Source organism: Pseudomonas paraeruginosa, from assembly GCF_003025345.2.
In the GTDB taxonomy this organism is placed as follows: Bacteria; Pseudomonadota; Gammaproteobacteria; order Pseudomonadales; family Pseudomonadaceae; genus Pseudomonas; species Pseudomonas paraeruginosa.
In genome coordinates, this window is sequence record NZ_CP020560.1 from 2,092,404 (window position 1) to 2,113,503 (window position 21,100).

Below are 21,100 nucleotides of genomic sequence, written 5' to 3' on the forward strand. Positions count from 1 at the left end.
AGTGTCTCGATCCGACAGTGACAGGCGAAGGCGGCTGGCTAGTATAGGCAGCCAGAAAGGTTCCGATAAACAGGTTGCCGCGACAAGCGAGGAGAGAGGTTCATGCGCCGTTGGAATGGCTGGGGCGAAGAAAGCACCGTGGTCGAATTGCCGGACAGCGCCCGCGGGTTCCTGGCGGAGCTGGTCGGGGAGGGCGTGCGTCTGCCGGACGCGAGCCTGGAGGCGGCGTTGGCGAAGGTCCCTGCGTCGCGCCTGGAGGCCGACCCGCAGTACAGCATCGAGCCCCGTGACCGCCTGCTGCATGCCCGCGGGCAGAGCCTGCCGGACTGGCTGGCGATGCGCGAGGGCGACTTCGGCGTCTATCCGGACGCGGTGGCCTATCCGGAAACCGCCGAACAGATCCGCGCGCTGCTGGCCCTGGCCGAGTCCCGCGACCTGCAACTGATCCCCTATGGCGGCGGCACCTCGGTGGCCGGTCACATCAACCCGCCGCTCACGCAACGGCCGGTGCTGACGGTGTCGCTTGCGCGCATGAACCGCCTGCTCGATCTGGACCGCGAGAGCTTGGTCGCCACCTTCGGCCCCGGCGCCGCCGGCCCGCAGGTGGAAAGCCAGCTGCGCGCGCTGGGCTACACCCTCGGGCATTTCCCGCAGTCCTGGGAGCTGTCGACCCTCGGCGGCTGGGTCGCCAGCCGCTCCAGCGGCCAGCAGTCGCTGCGCTACGGGCGGATCGAACAGCTTTTCGCCGGCGGGACCCTGGAGACCTTCGCCGGGCCGCTTGAAATCGCTACCTTCCCGGCATCCGCGGCGGGACCGGACCTGCGCGAGCTGGTGCTGGGCTCGGAGGGGCGCTTCGGGATCATTTCCGCGGTGAAGGTGCGGGTCACGCCGTTGGCGGAGAGCGAACGCTTCTACAGCGTCTTCCTGCCGAACTGGGACCAGGCCCTGCGAGCCACCCGCGAGCTGGCCCAGGCGCGCGTGCCGTTGTCGATGCTGCGCCTGTCCAACGCCGTGGAGACCATGACCCAGCTGGCCCTGGCCGGCCATCCCGGACAGATCGCCTGGCTGGAGAAGTACCTGGCGCTGCGCGGCGCGGGCGAGGGCAAGTGCATGCTGACCTTCGGCGTGACCGGCGACCGCCGGCAGAACGCGTTGTCGCTGAGCCAGGCGAAGGTCCTGCTGAAACGCTTCGGCGGGGTCTTCACCGGCACCCTGCTGGGGCGCAAGTGGGCGCAGAACCGCTTCCGCTTCCCCTACCTGCGCGAAGCCCTGTGGCAGGCCGGCTACGCCGTGGACACCCTGGAGACCGCCACCGACTGGAGCAATGTCGACAGCCTGCTGCGGAAGGTCGAGGCCAGCCTGCGCGACGGCCTGGCCGCCGAGGGCGAGAAGGTCCATGTGTTCACTCATCTCTCGCATGTCTATGGCGAGGGGTCGAGCATCTATACCACCTACGTGTTCCGTCCGGCCGCGAGCTATGCGGCGACGCTGGAGCGCTGGAAGCGCCTGAAGCACGCGGCCAGCCAGACCATCGTCGACAACCGCGGCACCATCAGCCACCAGCACGGCGTCGGCCGGGACCACGCGGCCTACCTGCCGCGCGAGAAGGGCGCGCTGGGCATCGCCGCGTTGCGCGCCATGGCCGGCCACTTCGACCCGGCCGGGCGGCTCAACCCTGGCGCCCTGCTGCAGGACTGATCGGGATGACCTCGCCCTGGAACGCGGAGTGGCGCCGCCGCAGCCTGCCGGCGCTGGCGGAGCGGGAGTGGGACCTGATCGTGGTCGGCGGCGGCATCAGCGGCGCCGGCATCCTCCGTGAAGCCGCGCGGCGCGGCTGGCGTTGCCTGCTGCTGGAGCAGCGGGACTTCGCCTGGGGCACCTCCAGTCGCTCGTCGAAGATGGTCCATGGCGGTCTGCGCTACATCGCCAAGGGCCAGTGGCGACTGACCCGCGACTCGGTGCGCGAGCGCCAGCGCCTGCTCGGCGAGGCGCCGGGGCTGGTGGAGCCGCTGAGCTTCGTGATGGCCCACTATCGCGGCGGCTTCCCTGGCCCGCGCGTGTTCGGCGGCCTGCTGAGCGTCTACGACGCCCTTGCCGGACGGCGCAACCACCGCTTCTACGACGCCGCCGAACTGCGCTACCTGGCGCCGGGCCTGAAGGAACAGCGGCTGCTCGGCGGCACGCGCTTCTTCGACGCGCTGACCGACGACGCGCGCCTGGTGCTGCGGGTGCTGGCCGAGGCGCGCCACGACGGTGGCGAGGCATTGAACGGCATGCGCGTGCGCGAGCTGCTGCGCGAGGGCGGCCGGGTCGTCGGCCTGCGCGCCGAGGACCGCGAAAGCGGCGAGCTTCTCGACTTTCGCTGCCGCGCCCTGGCGGTGGCCACCGGCGCCTGGGCCGATGAGTTGCGCCAGCCCGGCGGCAGCGAGCACATCCGCCCGCTGCGCGGCAGCCATCTGTTGCTGCCGGCCTGGCGCCTGCCGGTGGCCCATGCGTTCAGCTTCATGCATGACGAGGACCGGCGACCGGTGTTCGTGTTCCCCTGGGAAGGCGCGACCGTGGTCGGTACCACCGATCTCGACCACCACGATGGCCTGGAGCGGGATGCGCGGATCAGCCAGGATGAACTCGACTACCTGCTGGCGGCCTGCGCGCAGCAGTTTCCGGCCGCCGCCATCGAGGCGCGCGACGTGCTCTCGACCTGGGCCGGCGTGCGACCGGTGGTCAGCAGCGGCGACGACAGCGGCAAGCCGTCCGACGAGAAACGCGAGCACGTGCTCTGGCGCGAACCGGGCTGCGTGACCCTGGCCGGCGGCAAGCTGACCACCTTCCGTCCGCTGGCGATCGAAGCGCTGCAGGCCTGCGCGCCGCTGCTCGGGCGTACGGTCACGGACGACGGCGCGGCGGTGTTCGGCGCCTGTGATCGTCCGCTCGTCGACGGGCTCGGCATCAGCCAGCAGCGCCGCCTGGCCGGCCGCTACGGACGCGACCTGGTTCGCCTGAAGCGGCTGGTGGAAACGCTCGGGACGGACTGCGTGGGGTCCAGCGAAACGCTGTGGGCCGAGCTGGCGTTCGCCGCCGAGGCGGAACTGGTGCTGCACCTCGACGACCTGCTGTTGCGCCGCACCCGTATCGGCCTGCTGCTGCCCGAAGGCGGCGCGGCCTGCCTGCCGCGCGTCCGCGCGCTCTGCCAGGCGCGCCTGGGCTGGGACGATCCGCGCTGGGAACGTGAGCAACAGGCCTACCTGGACCTCTGGCGCCGGCACTACAGCCTGCCCGGTTGACCGTCCGAGACGAGAACGAGATGAACGACGACAAGAACTACCTGCTGGCGATCGACAATGGCACCCAGAGCGTGCGCGCCCTGTTGTTCGACCTGAGGGGCAACCTGCTGGGCAAGGGCAAGGTGGAGCTGGAGGCCTACTACTCGAAGCATCCGGGCTGGGCCGAGCAGGACCCCGAGTACTACTGGGCGATGCTCGGCGAGGCCTGCCGGCGGCTCTGGGCCCAGGTGGACATCGACCGCCGGCTGATCCGCGGGGTTTCGCTGACCACCCAGCGCGGCACGGTGATCCACGTCGACGTCGAGGGACGACCGCTGCGACCGGCGATCCTCTGGCTCGACCAGCGCCGCGCCGAGGTCCGCGCGCGCATCGGGGGCCCCTGGGGCTGGCTGTTCAAGCTGGTCGGCGCGGAGGGCGCGGTGGAGCATTTTCGCGCCCAGGCCGAAGTCAACTGGGTGGCCCAGGAGCAGCCGGAGATCGCCGCGAAGACCGACAAGGTGCTGCTGCTGTCCGGCTTTCTCAGCCACCGCCTGACCGGCCGCTTCGTCGATTCGGTGGGCTGCTGCGTGGCCTACCTGCCGTTCGACTACAAGCGCCTGCGCTGGGCCGCGCCGCGCGACTGGAAATGGCAGGCGCTGGCGGTGCGCCGCGAGCAGTTGCCGGAGTTGTTCAAGCCGGGCGAGCGGCTCGGCGAGATCAGCGCCGAGGCCAGCCGGCATACCGGTATCCCGGCCGGCCTGCCGCTGATCGCCGCCGGCGCCGACAAGGCCTGCGAGGTGCTCGGTGCCGGCGCGCTGGAACCTTCGGTGGCCTGCCTGTCCTACGGCACCACGGCGACCATCAATACCACCCGTGCCCGTTACCTGGAGACCGTGCCGCTGATCCCTCCCTATCCGGCGGCGATCCCCGACCACTTCAATACCGAGGTGATGATCTACCGCGGCTACTGGATGGTCAGCTGGTTCAAGCGCGAATTCGGCCTGCGCGAGATGCAGCAGGCGCGCGAGCAGGGGGTCGAGCCGGAGCAACTGTTCGACGAACTGGTCAACGGCGTGCCGCCCGGCTCCATGGGCCTGACCCTGCAACCCTACTGGTCGCCGGGAATCCGCGAGCCGGGCCTGGAGGCCAAGGGGGCGATGATCGGTTTCGGCGACGTGCATACCCGGGCGCACATCTACCGGGCCATCCTCGAGGGCCTGGCCTATGCCCTGCGCCAGGGCAAGGAACGCATCGAAAAGCGCTCGGGCACGCCGATCACCCGCTTGCGGGTGGCCGGCGGCGGTTCGCAGAGCGATGCGGCGATGCAGCTCACCGCCGACATCTTCGGCCTGCCCGCGGAGCGCCCGCACGTCTACGAGGCATCCGGCCTGGGCGCGGCGATCGACTGCGCGGTGGGGCTCGGCCTCTATCCGGACGTCGCCAGCGCGGTGGCCGGGATGACCCGCGTCGGCCAGGTGTTCCTGCCCCGGGTGGAAGCGCAGCGGATCTACCAGCGGCTCTACCGCGAGGTCTACCTGCGCATGTACCGGCAACTGCGCCCGCTCTACCGGAGCATTCGCGAGATTACCGGCTACCCTGCCTGAACCGGGTGCCGCACTTCCGCCCCGGAAACGCGGTCAATAGGCAGAGACAAGGCCACGACGAGGAGTTCGGCGCGATGGACAAAGGCAAGGCTTTGCTGGTGCTGCACGGCAAGCAGGCGGGAAACGAGGAGGTGCGCGCCGCGGTCGCGGCGCAGCGCGAAGCCGGGCGGGAACTGGCGGTGCGGGTGACCTGGGAGGACGGCGATGCCCGGCGCATCGTCGAGGCGGCGCTGGCGGACGGCTATTCCACCCTGGTCGCCGGTGGTGGCGACGGTACCTTGCGCGAGGTCGCCGAGGCCTTGGCGCTGGGGCGGGGCGAAGCGAGCCTGGCGATCCTGCCACTGGGCACCGCCAATGATTTCGCCCGTGCCGCCGGGATACCCCTGGAACCAGCCGCTGCCCTGGCCCTGCTCGATCAGACGGCGCGCCCGATCGATCTGGGCGAGGTGAACGGCAAGCTGTTCCTCAACATGGCGACCGGCGGCTTCGGCTCCAAGGTCACGGCGAACACTTCGGAAGACCTGAAGAAGGTCCTCGGCGGCGTGGCCTACCTGCTCACCGGTCTGACCCGCTTTTCCGAAGTGCATGCCGCCCAGGGCCGTTTCAGCGCCCCGGACTTCCAGTGGGAAGGCGAGTTCCTCGCCCTGGGCATCGGCAACGGTCGCCAGGCCGGCGGCGGGCATGTGCTGTGTCCGCAGGCGCGGGTCGACGATGGCCTGCTGGACGTGAGCATCCTGCCGACACCCCAGGACATGGTCGGTACGCTGGGCAGCCTGCTCGGCGGCGGCAACGGCGTCGAGGGCCTGTTCGTCCGTGCCCGGGTGCCGTGGCTCGAGGTGGAAGCGGCGGAGGGGCTCGACATCAATCTCGACGGCGAGCCGCTGGAAGGACGCACGCTGCGTTTCTCGGTTTCCCCGGGCGCGCTGCGGGTGCACCTGCCGGCCGACTCGCCGTTGCTCCGCGAGCCGCCGCGCGAAGATTGAGGGCGGGCCGGCCGATGCGCTGCCTGGAGTGGCGTCTGTGTCTTGCCGGCCTTTCCCGCCGCACCGTATAACAGCATCTTTCCTCCAAGGATGCTGGTTCCATGTTCCGTCTCTCCGCGCTGTACCGCTATCCGATCAAGTCTTCCGCCGCCGAGTCCCTGGAGCGCGTCGCGCTCGATGCGTTGGGAGTGGTCGGCGACCGACGCTGGATGGCGGTGGATACCGAAACCGGACGTTTCTTCACCCAGCGCCTGTTGCCGCAGCTGGGGCGTATCCAGGCGCGCTGGGCGGCAGCGGAAGTGCTGGTGCTGAATGCGCCGGAAATGCCCGAGCTGAGCCTCGAAGTACCGGCGCCCGACGCCAACCTGCGTGGTGTCACGGTCTGGCGCGACACCTTGCAGGCGCCGGATGCCGGCGACGCCGCGGCGGACTGGCTGACGCGCTTCCTCGGCCGCCCGACGCGCCTGGTGCATATCCCCGAGGCGCGCGCGCGGCAGATCGATACCGGCTACGCCGAGCCGGGACAGAAGGTGCATTTCGCCGACGGCTTCCCGCTGCTGCTGATCGGCCAGGCTTCGCTCGACGACCTCAGCCAGCGGGTCGGCCGGTCGCTGGAGATGCTGCGCTTCCGTCCCAACCTGGTGGTGGAGGGCAGCGCCGCGTTCGCCGAGGACGGCTGGAAACGCATCCGCATCGGCTCGGCCGAGTTCGTCGTGGCCAAGCCCTGTTCCCGCTGCATCCTCACCACCCTCGATCCGGCGACCGGCGAGCGCAACGAGGACCGCGAGCCGCTGACGACCCTGAAGACCTACCGGGAGAAGGATGGCGCGGTGTTGTTCGGGCAGAACCTGATCCCGCTGAGGCAGGGCAGCCTGGAGGTGGGGATGGCGGTGGAAATCCTCGACTGAGGAGCGACCGCCCGCCGTTGCGGCGGGCGGCTATCGCGGGCGATCAGAGCTTGGCGTCGACGCAGCCGGTGCTCAGGCACTCGCGTTCGCGCTCGCGGAGGAAGTCGAGGCGCTGGCGGGTCTTCTGGGTGGCGCAGTCGAGGTTGACGAAGTAACCGTTGTCCTTGCTTTCGCTGCAGGCCGCGTCGCGCTCCTTGATCCAGGCGATCTGGCTCTTCTTCAGCAGGGCTTTCTGGCCGTCGTTCAGGTGCTTGCGCAGGGTGCCGAACTGCTGGTTCAGCTCGCGGTCGGCCTGGGAAAACTCGCCGCTGCGGCAGTACACGCTGTCGAAGGCGTTGCGCGGCGTACCGCAGGCGTCGGCGGCCAGGGCGCCGTCGGCAAGCAGCAGGCTGGCGGCGGCGAGCAGGGCGGTGGCGAGGGGCTTGTTCATCTCGAGGTCCTTTTCAAGGTGCTGTTGAGGCCCGGGTGTCCGGGCCGGGTTGGGGTTCAGAAATCGTCGAAGTAGCGCTCGTGCCAGTCGACGATGGGCTGCGGCGCATTGAGCTTCTGTCCGTAGATCACCGCATAGGACAGCACGTTCTGCACGTACTGGCGAGTCTCGTCGAACGGGATGGTCTCGATCCATACGTCGAAGGCCAGGTGGCGGGTGTCCTTCAGCCACTGGCGGACGCGGCCCGGGCCGGCGTTGTAGGCGGCCGAGGCGAGTACCCGGTTGCCGTTGAACTGGCCATGCACCTGGCTCAGGTAGGCGGCGCCGAGGCGGATGTTGACGTCGGGCACGATCAGTTGCTGGGTCGAGGCCAGCGGGATGCCGAACTTGCGCGAGGTCTCCTTGGCGGTGCCGGGCATCAGCTGCATCAGGCCGGTGGCGCCGACCCCCGAGCGGGCATCGGACATGAACGCGCTTTCCTGGCGGGTGATGGCGAAGATCCAGCTGGAGTGCAGGCCGCGGTTCTTCGCTTCGCGCACCAGGGTGGCGCGGTGCGCCATCGGGAAGCGGATGTCGAGGTCGTCCCAGTACTGCGCCTGGCTGATCGAGCGGATCGCCGGGAAATACCACTGCATGTCGTAGGCCAGCCTGGCCTGGGCGATCAGCTCGTCGCGGTCGAACAGGCGCGCGGCGTGGTACCACTCGCGGCGGGCGTTGATCACTTCGCCACGGTTGAAGAACTCCATGGCCCGGCGTGTGCTGGCGGCGTTGCGAACGCGTTGCAGGACGCGCGGGTCGATGTGCGCAGGGCGGTTGCCGAGCTTGTACGGCACGCTCAGACGGTCGGCGGCGAGGAAGCCGTAGAAGTCGCGCTCGCCGGCGAGCTTCTGGTACAGCGCGATCGGCTCCTTGCTGTTCGGCTGCGCCAGCTGCAGGCTGCGCGCCTGCCAGTAGCGCCAGCGGCTGGTGCTGGCGAGGTCCTGGGGCAGCTTGCGGGTCAGCGCGTAGGCTTCGTCCCAGCGGCCCAGGCGCAGCAGCAGGCGGGTGCGCCATTCGGTGACGGTGTTGTCGCGCAGGCCGGGATCGTATTGGGTCATCAGCGGCAGCGCGCGCGGATCGAAGCGCTTGGCCAGGCTGAGACCGATCTCGCGGGCGATGGCGACCTTCTCGTCGCTGGAGAAGGGTAGCGCCGAGCTGTAGTAGTCGAGCAGGCTCAGGGCCTTTTCCGGGTCCTGCCGCGCCAGGCGGCGCAGGCCGAGGCCGACCACGTCGGCGGTGGCGTGGTCGCGCTGGCTGAAGCGGCCGGTCTGGCTCAGCTGGGCGGGGTTCTGCGCCACGCTGACCATCAGCGTGCCCTGGTTGCCGAGGGTCGGCAGGCGCTGCGCAAGGTGCGAGGCAAGGCTGTAGTTGCGCGCCTCGGCGGCCAGCTTGAGACGCTTCCAGACTTTTTCCTCGGTGAGCTGGCCTTCGCCCTGCCAGAGGCTGAACAGGGTATCGCAGGCGGCCGGCTGCGACTTGCCGACCAGCCACAGGCGCTCGCTGGTGGCGTAGCCCTCGGCCTTCTGCCCGTGGCCCAGCTGGTACTGGCCGTAAAGGCAGTCGAGTTCGGTGAAGTTCAGCTTCGGGTCGTAGTGGTTGACGAAGGTCTGCCAGTCGCCGCGATCGGCCAGCAGGCGCAGCCAGCGCAGTTTCAGCCAGCCGATCTGCGGCAGGTCGCCGTGTTCGGTGAGGAAGCGCTCGACTTCCTCGTTGCTGGCGGTCTTCAGCCGATGGGTCAGTTCGTCGTAGGCCAGGTAGGGTTCCAGCGGGTAATCGCGCAGGGCGCTGCGCGAGGCCATGTAGGGCGCGCTGTTGCCCTTGGCCAGGGCGGCCTTGGCCTGGTCGTAGAGACGGCGTTGTTCGGTCAGGGAAGCGGCGTGGACCGCGTCGACGGAGGAAATACTGAGCAACAGGCAGGAAACGAGAGTGAACAGGCGACCGCGCATGACTTATCCGGGCAGGTGATGTCGGGTAACGTCGGCAGGTCCGCAACGGCTGCCTACGGGCGTTTCGACCGCTCGCGGGACCGGCGCGCGACCGCAGTCGCGGGGCGCGCCCGAGGCCGGGCGGATGGCTCGCCTAAGCTTAGCCGTTGCCGCATGGCGGTGAAAGCGCCGTGCCATCCGATGCCTATCCGGCGTAAAATGCGCGCCCTGTTTCCGGAGGCGCCCATGACCCTGCTCAAGTTCACCGATGTATCCCTTGCCTTTGGCACCACTCCCTTGCTGGACAAGGTGTCGTGGCAGATCGGCCGTGGCGAGCGGGTCTGCGTGATCGGGCGCAACGGTACCGGCAAGTCCAGCCTGTTCAAGGTGGTCAAGGGCGAACAGCAGGCCGACGACGGCGAAGTCTGGCGCGCACCGGCGCTGAAGATCGGCGAATTGCCCCAGGAACTGCCGCGTGCCGACGAACGGACAGTGTTCGACGTGGTGGCCGAAGGCCTGGCGGAAGTCGGCAAGCTGCTCGCCGAATACCACCACCTGAGCCTGAACATCCATACCGACGACGACCTGGCGCGCCTGTCGCGGGTCCAGCAGGAACTCGAGGCGCGCGATGGCTGGCGCCTGCAGCAATTGGTGGACAGCACCCTGAGCCGCCTGCAACTGCCGGCCGACAAGACCCTCGCCGAGCTCTCCGGCGGCTGGCGTCGGCGCGTGCTGCTGGCCCAAGCGCTGGTCGCCGAGCCGGACCTGCTGCTGCTGGACGAACCGACCAACCACCTGGACATCGGCGCCATTGCCTGGCTCGAGGAAGCGCTGCTGGGCTTCAACGGCGCGGTGCTGTTCATCACCCACGACCGTGCCTTCCTGCAGTCCCTGGCGACCCGCATCCTCGAGCTGGATCGTGGCCGCCTGATCGACTGGAACGGCGACTACGCCAGTTTCCTGGTGCACAAGGAACAGCAACTGGCCGCCGAAGAAGCTGCCAACGCCTTGTTCGACAAGCGCCTGGCCCAGGAGGAGGTGTGGATCCGCCAGGGCATCAAGGCCCGCCGCACGCGCAACGAAGGGCGGGTGCGGGCGCTCAAGGAGATGCGTCGCGAACGCGCCGAGCGCCGCGAGCGCCAGGGCAAGGCCAGCTTCCAGCTGGAAAGCGCGGACAAGTCCGGCAAGCAGGTGATCGTGGTGGAGCACGTCAGCTTCGCCCATCCCGGCGGCCAGCCGCTGGTACGCGACTTCTCCATGGTCCTGCAGCGCGGCGACCGTATCGGCCTGCTCGGCGCCAACGGTACCGGCAAGACCACCCTGCTCAAGCTGCTGCTTGGCGACCTGCAGCCGACCTCGGGCAGGATCGAAGTCGGCACCAAGCTGGAAGTGGCCTATTTCGACCAGTTGCGCCATCAGCTCGAACCCGAGCAGACGGTGATCGATAATATCTCCGAAGGTCGCGAGTTCATCACCATCGACGGCCAGAACCGGCATGTGCTCAGCTATCTCGGCGACTTCCTGTTCAGCCCGCAGCGCGCCCGCACTCCGGTGAAGGCGCTGTCCGGCGGCGAGCGCGCGCGCCTGCTGCTGGCCAAGCTGTTCAGCAAGCCGGCCAACCTGCTGGTGCTCGACGAACCGACCAACGACCTCGACGTGGAAACCCTGGAGCTGCTGGAGGAAGTCCTGCTGGGCTTCCAGGGCACCGTGCTGATGGTCAGCCACGACCGGGCCTTCCTCGACAACGTGGTGACCAGCACCCTGGTCTTCGAAGGCGAGGGCAAGGTCCGCGAGTTCGTCGGCGGCTACCAGGACTGGTTGCGCCAGGGCGGTTCGCCGCGCCTGCTCGGTGTGAGCGAGTCGAAGAGCGGCAAGGCCGAGCTGAACACCGCGCTGGCGCCCGCCGCCGAGCCTGTGCCAGCTGTCGCGGCGGCGAGCGAGGCGCCGGCGAAGAAGAAGCTCAGCTACAAGCTGCAGCGCGAGCTGGAGGCCCTTCCCGGGCAGATCGACGCGCTCGAGGCGGAACTGGCGGGCGTCCAGGCAAGCATCGCGCAACAGGATTTCTACCTGCGTCCGCAGGAGGAACAGCGCGCGACCCTGGCGCGCCTGGACGCGCTGCAACGGCAACTCGATGCGCTGCTTGAGCGCTGGGCCGAACTGGAAGACTGATCCGTTTCGAAAAAGTGAGCTGCATCAATGTGATAGCGGCTCATCTCGATGATCCTTGCGGGCGTTGCCGGCGGCGGCATGACCTGTCGCCGGCCCCCCTGGCTGGCGCCATTGACGGGCCGGCCGTCTTTCCCGAAAGGATCAGTCCATGGCAATCGAGTACCGCATCACGCTGGATGACCAGCACCAGCTCAACTATCGCATCGAGCTGGAGCGGCACTACGATCCGCAGGCGGCGGCCGCGGCGCCGCGCTGGACGCGCCTGGAGCACAATCGCTGCAGCAATTGCCCGCTCGACCGCGAACGCTACAGCCATTGTCCGGCGGCGGTCGACCTGCATGGGGTGATCGAGGATTTCCGCAACCTGCCGGCATTCCGCAAGGCCGGCATCTGCGTGCGCACGCCGGAGCGCGAGTACATCAAGCAGGCGGGCCTGGAGGAAGGATTGCGCGCGCTGATCGGCTTGATCATGGCCAGCAGCGCCTGTCCGCTGCTGGCGCCGCTGAGACCGATGGCCATGCAGCACCTGCCGTTCGCCAGCAACCAGGAGTTCGTGCTGCGGGTGGTGCCGCTGTACCTGATGCGCCAGTACTTCAATTTCCGCGAGGGGCGGCATGCCGATTGGGAGCTGAAAGGGTTGGTGCGGCTGTTCCAGCAGTTGCAACTGGTCAACCAGGCGTTCTGGCAGCGGATCCACGACACCTGTGTCAGCGATTCCAACCTGAAGGCATTCCTGGCCTTCTTCTCGCTGTCGTCGAGCATCAGCTATTCGCTGGAAACCCAGTTGCAGAAAATCCGCCCGCTGGTGATGAGTGCCGAGGAAACGCTCGGCTGAGGCGCTGGCCCCGGCCGAGCATGGATGGTCAGGCCTTCTTCAGGTGCACCGCGAGGACGTCGCAAGGAGCGCCGTGCAGCACGTCGTTGGCGGTGGAGCCGAGTAGCAGCGCCAGGCCGTGGCGACCGTGGCTGCCGACCACGATCAGGTCGCAGGCCTGCTCCGCGGCGAGGCGGTGGATTTCCTGGCGTGGCTGGCCGTAGACCAGATGGCGCTGTTCGCTGCCGAGATCCGGATAACGCACGGCGAAGGCATCCAGGCGTTCACGGGCCTGGTCGAATTGCTGTTGCTGCAGCATCGACAGGTCCATCGGTACGTCCCCGCCGAAGGCCATGGCCATGGGCTCGACCACATGCACCACCGAAAGCCGGGCCTGGGTGCTGGTGGCCAGGGCCGCCGCGCGCTTCATCACCGGATCGCATTCGTCGGTCAGGTCGACGGCGACCAGAATGTGTTGATAGGGCATGAACGTCTCCTCCGCAAGGGGGTAGTATTTTCATTATGGACCTTCGCGCAGCGCGCGGGACCGGTTCCGTTGCGCCGGGCAAAAAGCTTCTCCGCCGTGGCCGCATTCACCTGTAGACTGCGCCTCCCTTGGCGATTGCGACCGATCCTGCCTGTCCGCGCGGATCGAGGCAAATGCCTTAACCATTTTTCGAGCGTGCGTTCCCTATGACCACTTGGCTGGTGATCCTGCTGCTGGCTGTCATGCTCAGCCCCCTGGCCTGGCTGATGCCGTCCAACAGGCAGCGTGGCAAGATGGCCCTGCGCCTGGAAGCGCGCCGCCTCGGCCTTGCCATGCAGTTGGCGCGCCAGGAGTGGCCGCACTGGCTGGAAAGCGCGCCACCGGCCTCCTGCGCGCAGTTCCACTGCCCGCGTCGGCGTAGCCGCGACGCCTGGTGCTATTGGCAGAACGCTCCGGGCCAGTGGCTGAACCAGTGGCGTGAGCCGTGTGCGGAGGGCGAATTGTTGGACGCCCTGCGCAGCCTCCCCGAGGATGTCTACAAAGTGGAGGCCACCGCCCAGTTCCTTGCCCTGTATTGGGGCGAGCGCGGCGATAGCGCCGACCTCGGGCGCATCGCCGAATTTCTCCGCCAGCGCGCCTGAAGCGGCGCGCCGAGGTTCATTGGCTGCGTGCGGCATACAGCGCGGCGACCTTCTCCAGGCCATCGATGATCCGATCTGCATTCTTGTTGACCAGGAAGGGCACGCTGTTCTGGTTGTAGTTGCGCAGGGATTTCTCGATGTAGTGCCACTTGATCGCCACGCCGCGCAGCGCCCTGGATATCTCCTCGTCGTTCTGCGGCGCCTGCTGCAGCTTCAGCAGGTTGACCGAAAAGCGGCTGGCCAGGTCGTCCAGCGGGCGTTGCTCGCCGCCGCCGAAGAAGCTGGCGCCCACCGAGGCGTTGCGCGAGGCATAGTCCAGGGCGATGTCCTGCATCAGCAGGCTCTGCTCGCGGCTCTGCTCGGTGAGCGTCGGCACCGTGGCGGCGTTTTCCCGTTGCAGGCTGCGATACAACTGGCCGCCTAGGTCCATCAGTTGCTGGTTGCGCCGTGCCAGGTCGGCGACCGGCTGCAGGTCGCTGTAGCCCTTGTTGCGCACCGCGCCGGTCAGTTTTTCGAGGTCTTGCGCATAGTCCCGCCATTGCTCGCGAAGCTGGCCCAGCAGGCGCCGGGATTCGCTGCCGTTCACGCCGTCGAGTCGCTGCAGGCGGGCTTCCGCCGTATGCGCCGAGTTTTCGATCAGGCTGGCGTAGCGCTGGTCGCCTTCCTGGCCGACGTACATGAAGAAGGCGTTGAGGGATTTCTGCGTGGCGAGCCGCATCTGGTGCACGGCGAGCAGGTCGTCGGCGGTCCCGGCCGCGAAGACGGGGAGGGCGAGCAGGCCGAGCAGGGCCAGACAAAAAGTGAACGGACGGCAGGTCATGGGTTCCATCTCCATGTGGCCCTTGGAGGCCTTCTTGTTGTTCTTTTGTAACGGCTCGTGGCCGATCATGCATGGCGATCTGCGGCGACTCTAGCCTGCCTTTCCGCACCGGGACAAGCGTCCGCGGCGCTGATCATCGAACATCTGAATGGTCCCACAGAGGCCGGCTGAATGGCCCTGCGCAGAGGGGCTGGAGGAGGGCAGGTGTTTTCCGGATGGCTGATTGACAATTCCCGGCTTTTGCCGGAATGTGTGCGCACCCAAGTCAAACGGGCGTATGAATCGAGCGTTTGCCTCGCGCAGGCCTCGACAATAGAGACCCGGTTATCGCGTCGGCGGGTGTGCCGAAGGGTTTGGGACTATGCTCGGCGGTTGCCGAAAGGGTCCCGACACGGCGTCCGATGTGTAAGTTCAAGCTTCCATAATAGCGTGGAGATCAGTTGATGATTTACCAAGGTAAAGCCATCACGGTTAAGCCTCTTGAGGGCGGCATCGTCGAGTTGAATTTCGATCTCAAGGGCGAGTCCGTCAACAAGTTCAACCGTCTCACCCTCAGTGAGTTGCGTGCGGCAGTCGATGCGATCAAGGCCGATGCAGCGGTCAAGGGCGTGATCGTGACCAGCGGCAAGGACGTGTTCATCGTTGGTGCCGACATCACCGAGTTCGTTGACAACTTCCAGCTGCCCGACGAGGAACTGATGGCGGGCAACCTCGAAGCCAACAAGATCTTCAGCGACTTCGAAGACCTGGACGTACCCACCGTTGCCGCGATCAACGGCATCGCCCTCGGCGGCGGCCTGGAGATGTGCCTGGCCGCGGACTTCCGCGTGATGAGCGCGACCGCCAAGATCGGTCTGCCGGAAGTCAAGCTGGGCATCTACCCGGGCTTCGGCGGCACCGTCCGCCTGCCGCGCCTGATCGGTTGCGACAACGCCGTCGAGTGGATCGCCTCGGGCAAGGAAAACAAGGCCGAGGACGCCCTGAAGGTCGGCGCCGTCGACGCCGTGGTCGCTCCCGAGCAACTGCAGGCCGCTGCCCTCGACCTGGCCAGGCGCGCCGTCGCCGGCGAGCTGGACCACAAGGCCCGGCGCCAGCCGAAGCTGGAAAAGCTGAAGCTGAACGCAATCGAACAGATGATGGCCTTCGAAACCGCCAAGGGCTTCGTCGCCGGCCAGGCCGGTCCGAACTACCCGGCGCCGGTGGAAGCCATCAAGAGCATCCAGAAGGCCGCCAACTTCGGCCGCGACAAGGCCCTGGAAGTCGAGGCCGCCGGCTTCGTCAAGCTGGCCAAGACCTCGGTCGCGCAGAGCCTGATCGGCCTGTTCCTGAATGACCAGGAACTGAAGAAGAAGGCCAAGAAGTACGACGAAGTCGCCAAGGACGTGAAACTGGCCGCCGTGCTCGGCGCTGGCATCATGGGCGGCGGCATCGCCTACCAGTCGGCGCTCAAGGGCACCCCGATCCTGATGAAGGATATCCGCGAAGAGGGTATCCAGATGGGCCTGAACGAGGCCGCCAAGCTGCTCGGCAAGCGCGTCGAGAAGGGTCGCCTGACCCCGGCGAAGATGGCCGAGGCGCTCAACGGCATCCGTCCGACCATGTCCTATGGCGACTTCGGCAACGTCGACATCGTCGTCGAAGCCGTGGTCGAGAACCCCAAGGTCAAGCAAGCCGTGCTCGCCGAAGTGGAAGGCGCGGTGAAGGAGGACGCGATCATCGCCTCCAACACCTCGACCATCTCCATCAGCCTGCTGGCCCAGGCGCTGAAGCGTCCGGAAAACTTCTGCGGCATGCACTTCTTCAACCCGGTGCACATGATGCCGCTGGTGGAAGTGATCCGTGGTGAGAAGACCGGCGAAACCGCCATCGCCACCACCGTCGCCTACGCCAAGAAGATGGGCAAGAGCCCGATCGTGGTCAACGACTGCCCCGGCTTCCTGGTCAACCGCGTGCTGTTCCCGTACTTCGGCGGCTTCGCCAAGCTGCTGGGCTTCGGCGTCGACTTCGTGCGCATCGACAAGGTGATGGAGAAGTTCGGCTGGCCCATGGGCCCGGCCTACCTGTCCGACGTGGTCGGCATCGATACCGGCCACCATGGCCGCGACGTGATGGCCGAGGGCTTCCCGGACCGCATGGCGGTCGAGGGCAAGACCGCCGTCGACGTGATGTACGAGGCCAACCGCCTGGGCCAGAAGAACGGCAAGGGTTTCTACGCCTACGAGACCGACAAGCGCGGCAAGCCGAAGAAGGTCACCGATCCGCAGGCCTACGAAGTGCTCAAGCCGATCGTGGTCGAGCAGCGCGAAGTGACCGACGAGGACATCGTCAACTTCATGATGATCCCGCTGTGCCTGGAAACCGTGCGTTGCCTGGAAGACGGCATCGTCGAGACCGCTGCCGAGGCCGACATGGGCCTGATCTACGGCATCGGCTTCCCGCCCTTCCGTGGTGGTGCTCTGCGCTACATCGATTCGATCGGTGTCGCCGAGTTCGTGGCCCTGGCCGACAAGTACGCCGAGCTGGGCGCGCTGTACCACCCGACCGCGAAGCTGCGTGAAATGGCCAAGAACGGTCAGAAATTCTTCGGTTAATCGCGGAACGACTAGAGCGAGAGTGAATTTATGAGCCTGAATCCGAGAGACGTCGTCATTGTCGACTTCGGCCGCACCCCGATGGGTCGTTCCAAGGGTGGCATGCACCGCAACACCCGCGCCGAGACCATGTCGGCGCACCTGATCAGCAAGCTGCTGGAGCGCAACCCGAAGGTCGATCCGGCCGAAGTGGAAGACGTGATCTGGGGCTGCGTCAACCAGACCCTGGAGCAGGGCTGGAACATCGCGCGCATGGCGTCGCTGATGACCCAGATCCCGCACACCAGCGCCGCGCAGACCGTCAGCCGCCTGTGCGGTTCGTCGATGAGCGCGCTGCACACCGCCGCCCAGGCGATCCAGACCGGCAACGGCGATGTGTTCGTCATCGGCGGCGTGGAGCATATGGGCCACGTCGGCATGATGCATGGCGTCGACCCGAACCCGCACCTGTCCCTGTACGCCGCCAAGGCCTCGGGCATGATGGGCCTGACCGCGGAAATGCTCGGCAAGATGCACGGCATCAGCCGCGAGGCGCAGGACAAGTTCGGCGCGCGTTCGCACCAGCTGGCCTGGAAAGCCACCCAGGAAGGCAAGTTCAAGGACGAGATCATCCCGATGGAAGGGTATGACGAGAACGGCTTCCTGAAAGTCTTCGACTTCGACGAGACCATTCGTCCGGAAACCACCGTCGAGACCCTGGCCCAGCTGAAGCCGGCGTTCAACCCGAAGGGCGGCACTGTCACCGCGGGGACTTCCTCGCAGATCACCGACGGCGCCTCCTGCATGATCGTGATGTCGGCCCAGCGCGCCCAGGACCTGGGCATCCAGCCGATGGCGGTGATCCGCTCCATGGCCGTCGCGGGCGTCGACCCGGCGATCATGGGTTACGGTCCTGTGCCGTCGACCAACAAGGCGCTCAAGCGTGCCGGCCTGACCATCGCCGACATCGACTTCGTCGAACTCAACGAAGCCTTCGCCGCCCAGGCGCTGCCTGTGCTGAAGGACCTCAAGCTGCTCGACAAGATGGACGAGAAGGTCAACCTGCATGGCGGTGCGATCGCCCTGGGCCACCCCTTCGGTTGCTCCGGTGCGCGTATTTCCGGCACCCTGTTGAACGTGATGAAGCAGAACGGCGGTACCTTGGGTGTGTCCACCATGTGCGTGGGCCTGGGCCAGGGGATCACCACCGTCTTCGAGCGCGTCTAAGCGTTCGACGAAGGGAAAGCCGGGGCCTCGTGCCCCGGCTTTCGTTTTTCAGCGTCGGTCGATTCCGGCTGCATCGAGTAAATGACGCTCCGGGGCAGCGAGTTTGCCTATTGTGCAATCCGTGCCTATACCGGGCTGTTGTATGTCGGCATTGTGCCGATGTTTTTCGATTTTCGAGACAAGGTAAGGAACATGGACCTGCAGGCTGGGCTCTATCGTCACTACAAGGGGCAGAACTACCGGGTCCTGGGGGTTGCCCGCCATTCCGAGACGGAAGAGGCGCTGGTCATCTACCAGGCGTTGTACGGCGAATTCGGCCTCTGGGTACGTCCGCTGGAAATGTTCACCGAGGCGGTGGAGGTCGATGGCGAGTGGGTGCCGCGCTTCGTCCTGGTGAGTCCCGAGGCCGATCCTCTGGGCTTGCAGAAAGCCCCCGGCGGGGAAGACCGCGCTTGACCTTGGCTCGTTCGCCACTATATATAGCGGTGCCGCGCTAGTCGCTCCCTCCTTTATATTCATCTTTTCGACGCAGGAACCTTCCGATCCATGGGTAAATCGCTGGTCATCGTGGAATCCCCGGCCAAGGCCAAGACCATCAACAAGTACCTGGGCAGCCAGTACGTGGTGAAGTCGAGCATCGGCCACATCCGTGACCTGCCCACCAGTGGTTCGTCGAGTTCCAAGGAGCCGGCGGCCAAGGGCCGCAAGAGCGCTGCCGAGGCACCGGCGCTGTCACCGAAGGAAAAGGCCCGGCGCCAACTGGTCTCGCGCATGGGGGTCGACCCCGAGCATGGCTGGAAGGCCAAGTACGAGATCCTGCCCGGCAAGGAAAAGGTCATCGAGGAACTGCGCCGCCTGGCCAAGGACGCCGACACCGTCTATCTCGCGACCGACTTGGACCGCGAGGGGGAGGCCATCGCCTGGCACCTGCGGGAGGCCATCGGCGGCGACGAAAGCCGCTACAAGCGCGTGGTATTCAACGAAATCACCAAGAAGGCCATCCAGGAAGCCTTCTCCCAGCCCGGCGAACTCGATATCAACCGGGTGAACGCCCAGCAGGCGCGGCGTTTCCTCGATCGCGTGGTCGGCTACATGGTCTCGCCGCTGCTCTGGCAGAAGATCGCCCGCGGGCTGTCCGCCGGGCGCGTGCAGTCGGTGGCGGTAAAGCTGGTGGTCGAGCGCGAACGCGAGATCCGCGCCTTCGTCCCGGAAGAGTACTGGGAAGTGCATGCCGACCTTGGTACCGCCAAGGGCGCCAACGTGCGCTTCGAAGTCACCCGCGAGAAGGGCGAGGCCTTCAAGCCGCTCAATGAAGCCCAGGCCATGGCGGCCCTGGAAAAGCTGAAGGCGTCGGCCTATAGCGTCGCCAAGCGCGAGGACCGGCCGACCTCCAGCCGTCCCTCGGCACCGTTCATCACATCCACCTTGCAGCAGGCGGCGAGCAATCGCCTGGGCTTCGGGGTGAAGAAGACCATGATGATGGCCCAGCGTCTCTACGAGGCGGGCTACATCACCTACATGCGTACCGACTCGACCAACCTGTCGGCCGATGCCATCGGTATGGTCCGCGGTTTCATCGAGGACGAGTTCGGCCAGAAGTACCTGCCGGGCAAGGCCAACGTCTACTCGAGCAAGGAGGGTGCCCAGGAGGCGCACGAGGCGATCCGCCCTTCCGACGTCAACCTCAAGCCGACCCAGTTGTCCGGCATGGAGCGCGACGCCGAGCGCCTGTACGACCTGATCTGGCGCCAGTTCGTGGCCTGCCAGATGACCCCGGCCGAGTACCTGTCCACGAGCGTCACCGTCACCGCCGGCGATTTCGAGTTGCGTGCCAAGGGCCGCATCCTCAAGTTCGACGGCTACACCCGGGTCCTGCCGCAGCAGAGCAAGCCGGGCGAGGACGACGTCCTGCCGGAAATGAAGGAAGGCGAGAACCTCAAGCTGATCAAGCTCGACCCGAGCCAGCACTTCACCAAGCCGCCGGCGCGCTATTCCGAAGCGAGCCTGGTCAAGGAGCTGGAGAAGCGTGGTATCGGTCGTCCCTCGACCTACGCGGCGATCATCTCGACCATCCAGGAACGCGGCTACGTCACCACCCACAACCGCCGCTTCTATGCGGAGAAGATGGGCGACATCGTCACCGATCGGCTCAACGAGAGCTTCGCCAACCTGATGGACTACGGCTTCACCGCCGGAATGGAAGAACACCTCGACGACGTGGCCCAGGGCGAGCGTGACTGGAAGCACCTGCTCGACGAGTTCTACGGCGATTTCAAGAAGAAGCTCGAGGTTGCCGAAGTCAGCGAGAAGGGAATGCGCGCCAACCAGCCGACCCTGACCAGCATTCCCTGCCGCGAGTGCGGCCGGCCGATGATGATCCGCACGGCTTCCACCGGAGTGTTCCTCGGTTGCTCGGGCTACAGCCTGCCGCCGAAGGAGCGTTGCAAGGCGACCGTCAACCTGATTCCCGGCGACGAGATCGCCGCGGACGACGAGGGCGAATCGGAGTCGCGTGTGCTGCGCGGCAAGCACCGCTGCCCGATCTGCAGCACCGCGATGGATGCCTACCTGCTGGATGAGAAGCACAAGCTGCATATCTGTGGCAACAACCCGGATTGCCCGGGTTACGAGATCGAAGAAGGCCAGTACCGGATCAAGGGCTACGAAGGTCCGAGCCTGGAGTGCGACAAGTGCGGAAGCGAGATGCAGTTGAAGACTGGCCGTTTCGGCAAGTTCTTCGGTTGCACCAACCCGACCTGCAAGAACACCCGCAAGCTGTTGAAGAACGGCGAGGCGGCACCGCCGAAGATGGACGCCATCCGCATGCCCGAGCTGAAGTGCGAGAAGGTGGATGACATCTACGTGCTGCGCGACGGTGCCTCGGGGATGTTCCTGGCCGCCAGCCAGTTCCCGAAGAATCGCGAGACCCGTGCTCCGTTGGTGAGCGAGATCATTCCGCACAAGGCCGAGCTGGATCCGAAGTACCACTACCTCTGCGATGCCCCGCAGAAAGACCCGGATGGCCGTCCCGCGGTGATCCGTTTCAGCCGCAAGACCAAGGAGCAGTACGTGCAGTCCGAGGTCGACGGCAAGCCCACCGGCTGGCGCGCGTTCTACGACGGCGGCAAGTGGAAGGTCGAAGACAAGCGCTGATGGATGGCGCGCCCCGTTGCCTGGGGCGCGCTTATACTGCGCGAGGGCCGGGTGCCTGACCTGGTCT

16 protein-coding genes are annotated in these 21,100 nt (G+C 66.7%); 12 read left to right on the plus strand and 4 right to left on the minus strand.

What is annotated here, in order from left to right:
- The first annotated feature begins 102 nt into the window (after positions 1-102).
- The 5 genes from B7D75_RS10035 (at position 103) to B7D75_RS10055 (ending at position 6,758) form a co-directional block, all read left to right on the plus strand.
- On the plus strand, positions 103-1,698 hold the full coding sequence (locus B7D75_RS10035; protein WP_034078446.1) for an FAD-binding oxidoreductase: 1,596 nt from the start codon (positions 103-105) through the stop codon (positions 1,696-1,698).
- Positions 1,699-1,703: 5 nt separating this feature from the next.
- Positions 1,704-3,284: a glycerol-3-phosphate dehydrogenase/oxidase gene (locus tag B7D75_RS10040; protein WP_107113961.1), complete on the plus strand. Its 1,581-nt coding sequence runs from the start codon at positions 1,704-1,706 to the stop codon at positions 3,282-3,284.
- A 20-nt stretch (positions 3,285-3,304) separates the two neighbouring features.
- Positions 3,305-4,867, plus strand: a complete 1,563-nt coding sequence (locus B7D75_RS10045) for an FGGY-family carbohydrate kinase (RefSeq protein ID WP_003153160.1) — start codon at positions 3,305-3,307, stop codon at positions 4,865-4,867.
- A 74-nt stretch (positions 4,868-4,941) separates the two neighbouring features.
- Entirely contained in the window at positions 4,942-5,850 is a 909-nt protein-coding gene (gene yegS / locus B7D75_RS10050) for a lipid kinase YegS (protein ID WP_034078449.1), read from the plus strand.
- Between the two features lie 101 nt (positions 5,851-5,951).
- Entirely contained in the window at positions 5,952-6,758 is an 807-nt protein-coding gene (locus B7D75_RS10055; protein WP_107113962.1) for an MOSC domain-containing protein, read from the plus strand.
- Between the two features lie 43 nt (positions 6,759-6,801).
- Here the strand turns inward: B7D75_RS10055 and B7D75_RS10060 are convergent, their stop codons facing one another.
- The gene (locus B7D75_RS10060) at positions 6,802-7,188 is read right to left on the minus strand and encodes a lysozyme inhibitor LprI family protein (RefSeq protein ID WP_034078451.1); all 387 of its coding nucleotides are present in this window, start codon (positions 7,186-7,188) and stop codon (positions 6,802-6,804) included.
- 56 nt (positions 7,189-7,244) lie between these two features.
- Positions 7,245-9,173, minus strand: coding sequence for a lytic transglycosylase Slt (gene slt / locus B7D75_RS10065; protein WP_053813698.1), 1,929 nt, complete (start codon positions 9,171-9,173; stop codon positions 7,245-7,247).
- 225 nt (positions 9,174-9,398) lie between these two features.
- Between slt and B7D75_RS10070 the strand changes: the two genes are divergently transcribed.
- Together B7D75_RS10070 and B7D75_RS10075 are read left to right on the plus strand one after the other, a co-directional pair.
- Complete coding sequence (locus tag B7D75_RS10070; RefSeq protein ID WP_107113963.1) at positions 9,399-11,321, plus strand: ATP-binding cassette domain-containing protein; 1,923 nt, start codon at positions 9,399-9,401, stop codon at positions 11,319-11,321.
- Positions 11,322-11,469: 148 nt separating this feature from the next.
- Complete coding sequence (locus B7D75_RS10075; protein WP_003153153.1) at positions 11,470-12,156, plus strand: DUF6901 family protein; 687 nt, start codon at positions 11,470-11,472, stop codon at positions 12,154-12,156.
- A 28-nt stretch (positions 12,157-12,184) separates the two neighbouring features.
- Here the strand turns inward: B7D75_RS10075 and B7D75_RS10080 are convergent, their stop codons facing one another.
- The gene (locus tag B7D75_RS10080; RefSeq protein ID WP_003153151.1) at positions 12,185-12,622 is read right to left on the minus strand and encodes a universal stress protein; all 438 of its coding nucleotides are present in this window, start codon (positions 12,620-12,622) and stop codon (positions 12,185-12,187) included.
- A 206-nt stretch (positions 12,623-12,828) separates the two neighbouring features.
- Here B7D75_RS10080 and B7D75_RS10090 point away from each other — a divergent pair, with 206 nt between their 5' ends.
- Positions 12,829-13,263, plus strand: a complete 435-nt coding sequence (locus B7D75_RS10090) for a hypothetical protein (protein WP_034078455.1) — start codon at positions 12,829-12,831, stop codon at positions 13,261-13,263.
- 16 nt (positions 13,264-13,279) lie between these two features.
- On the opposite strand, the gene B7D75_RS10095 is transcribed toward B7D75_RS10090, so the two are convergent.
- Complete coding sequence (locus B7D75_RS10095) at positions 13,280-14,098, minus strand: F0F1-type ATP synthase subunit beta (protein WP_033977653.1); 819 nt, start codon at positions 14,096-14,098, stop codon at positions 13,280-13,282.
- Positions 14,099-14,526: 428 nt separating this feature from the next.
- On the opposite strand from B7D75_RS10095, the gene fadB reads away from it, so the two are divergent.
- The 4 genes from fadB to topA all read left to right on the plus strand — a co-directional run bounded on the left by fadB (position 14,527) and on the right by topA (position 21,033).
- On the plus strand, positions 14,527-16,674 hold the full coding sequence (fadB, locus tag B7D75_RS10100) for a fatty acid oxidation complex subunit alpha FadB (protein WP_034078457.1): 2,148 nt from the start codon (positions 14,527-14,529) through the stop codon (positions 16,672-16,674).
- 30 nt (positions 16,675-16,704) lie between these two features.
- Positions 16,705-17,880, plus strand: a complete 1,176-nt coding sequence (fadA, locus tag B7D75_RS10105; protein WP_003138585.1) for an acetyl-CoA C-acyltransferase FadA — start codon at positions 16,705-16,707, stop codon at positions 17,878-17,880.
- A gap of 192 nt (positions 17,881-18,072) precedes the next feature.
- On the plus strand, positions 18,073-18,336 hold the full coding sequence (locus B7D75_RS10110) for a DUF1653 domain-containing protein (RefSeq protein ID WP_003109484.1): 264 nt from the start codon (positions 18,073-18,075) through the stop codon (positions 18,334-18,336).
- A 90-nt stretch (positions 18,337-18,426) separates the two neighbouring features.
- Positions 18,427-21,033 carry a type I DNA topoisomerase gene (gene topA, locus B7D75_RS10115; protein ID WP_043102403.1) on the plus strand — a complete coding sequence of 869 codons (2,607 nt, stop codon included), beginning with the start codon at positions 18,427-18,429 and terminating at the stop codon, positions 21,031-21,033.
- Positions 21,034-21,100: the final 67 nt, after the last annotated feature.

What these genes read in the sequence shown, in the direction of transcription:
- B7D75_RS10110 (WP_003109484.1), top strand. Translation starts at nt 18,073, where the DNA reads ATGGACCTGCAGGCTGGGCTCTATCGTCACTACAAGGGGCAGAACTAC.
- B7D75_RS10090 (WP_034078455.1), top strand. Translation starts at nt 12,829, where the DNA reads ATGACCACTTGGCTGGTGATCCTGCTGCTGGCTGTCATGCTCAGCCCC.
- slt (WP_053813698.1), bottom strand. Translation starts at nt 9,173, where the DNA reads ATGCGCGGTCGCCTGTTCACTCTCGTTTCCTGCCTGTTGCTCAGTATT.
- B7D75_RS10095 (WP_033977653.1), bottom strand. Translation starts at nt 14,098, where the DNA reads ATGGAGATGGAACCCATGACCTGCCGTCCGTTCACTTTTTGTCTGGCC.
- topA (WP_043102403.1), top strand. Translation starts at nt 18,427, where the DNA reads ATGGGTAAATCGCTGGTCATCGTGGAATCCCCGGCCAAGGCCAAGACC.
- B7D75_RS10045 (WP_003153160.1), top strand. Translation starts at nt 3,305, where the DNA reads ATGAACGACGACAAGAACTACCTGCTGGCGATCGACAATGGCACCCAG.
- yegS (WP_034078449.1), top strand. Translation starts at nt 4,942, where the DNA reads ATGGACAAAGGCAAGGCTTTGCTGGTGCTGCACGGCAAGCAGGCGGGA.
- B7D75_RS10035 (WP_034078446.1), top strand. Translation starts at nt 103, where the DNA reads ATGCGCCGTTGGAATGGCTGGGGCGAAGAAAGCACCGTGGTCGAATTG.
- B7D75_RS10080 (WP_003153151.1), bottom strand. Translation starts at nt 12,622, where the DNA reads ATGCCCTATCAACACATTCTGGTCGCCGTCGACCTGACCGACGAATGC.
- B7D75_RS10075 (WP_003153153.1), top strand. Translation starts at nt 11,470, where the DNA reads ATGGCAATCGAGTACCGCATCACGCTGGATGACCAGCACCAGCTCAAC.
- fadA (WP_003138585.1), top strand. Translation starts at nt 16,705, where the DNA reads ATGAGCCTGAATCCGAGAGACGTCGTCATTGTCGACTTCGGCCGCACC.
- B7D75_RS10040 (WP_107113961.1), top strand. Translation starts at nt 1,704, where the DNA reads ATGACCTCGCCCTGGAACGCGGAGTGGCGCCGCCGCAGCCTGCCGGCG.
- B7D75_RS10060 (WP_034078451.1), bottom strand. Translation starts at nt 7,188, where the DNA reads ATGAACAAGCCCCTCGCCACCGCCCTGCTCGCCGCCGCCAGCCTGCTG.
- B7D75_RS10055 (WP_107113962.1), top strand. Translation starts at nt 5,952, where the DNA reads ATGTTCCGTCTCTCCGCGCTGTACCGCTATCCGATCAAGTCTTCCGCC.
- B7D75_RS10070 (WP_107113963.1), top strand. Translation starts at nt 9,399, where the DNA reads ATGACCCTGCTCAAGTTCACCGATGTATCCCTTGCCTTTGGCACCACT.
- fadB (WP_034078457.1), top strand. Translation starts at nt 14,527, where the DNA reads ATGATTTACCAAGGTAAAGCCATCACGGTTAAGCCTCTTGAGGGCGGC.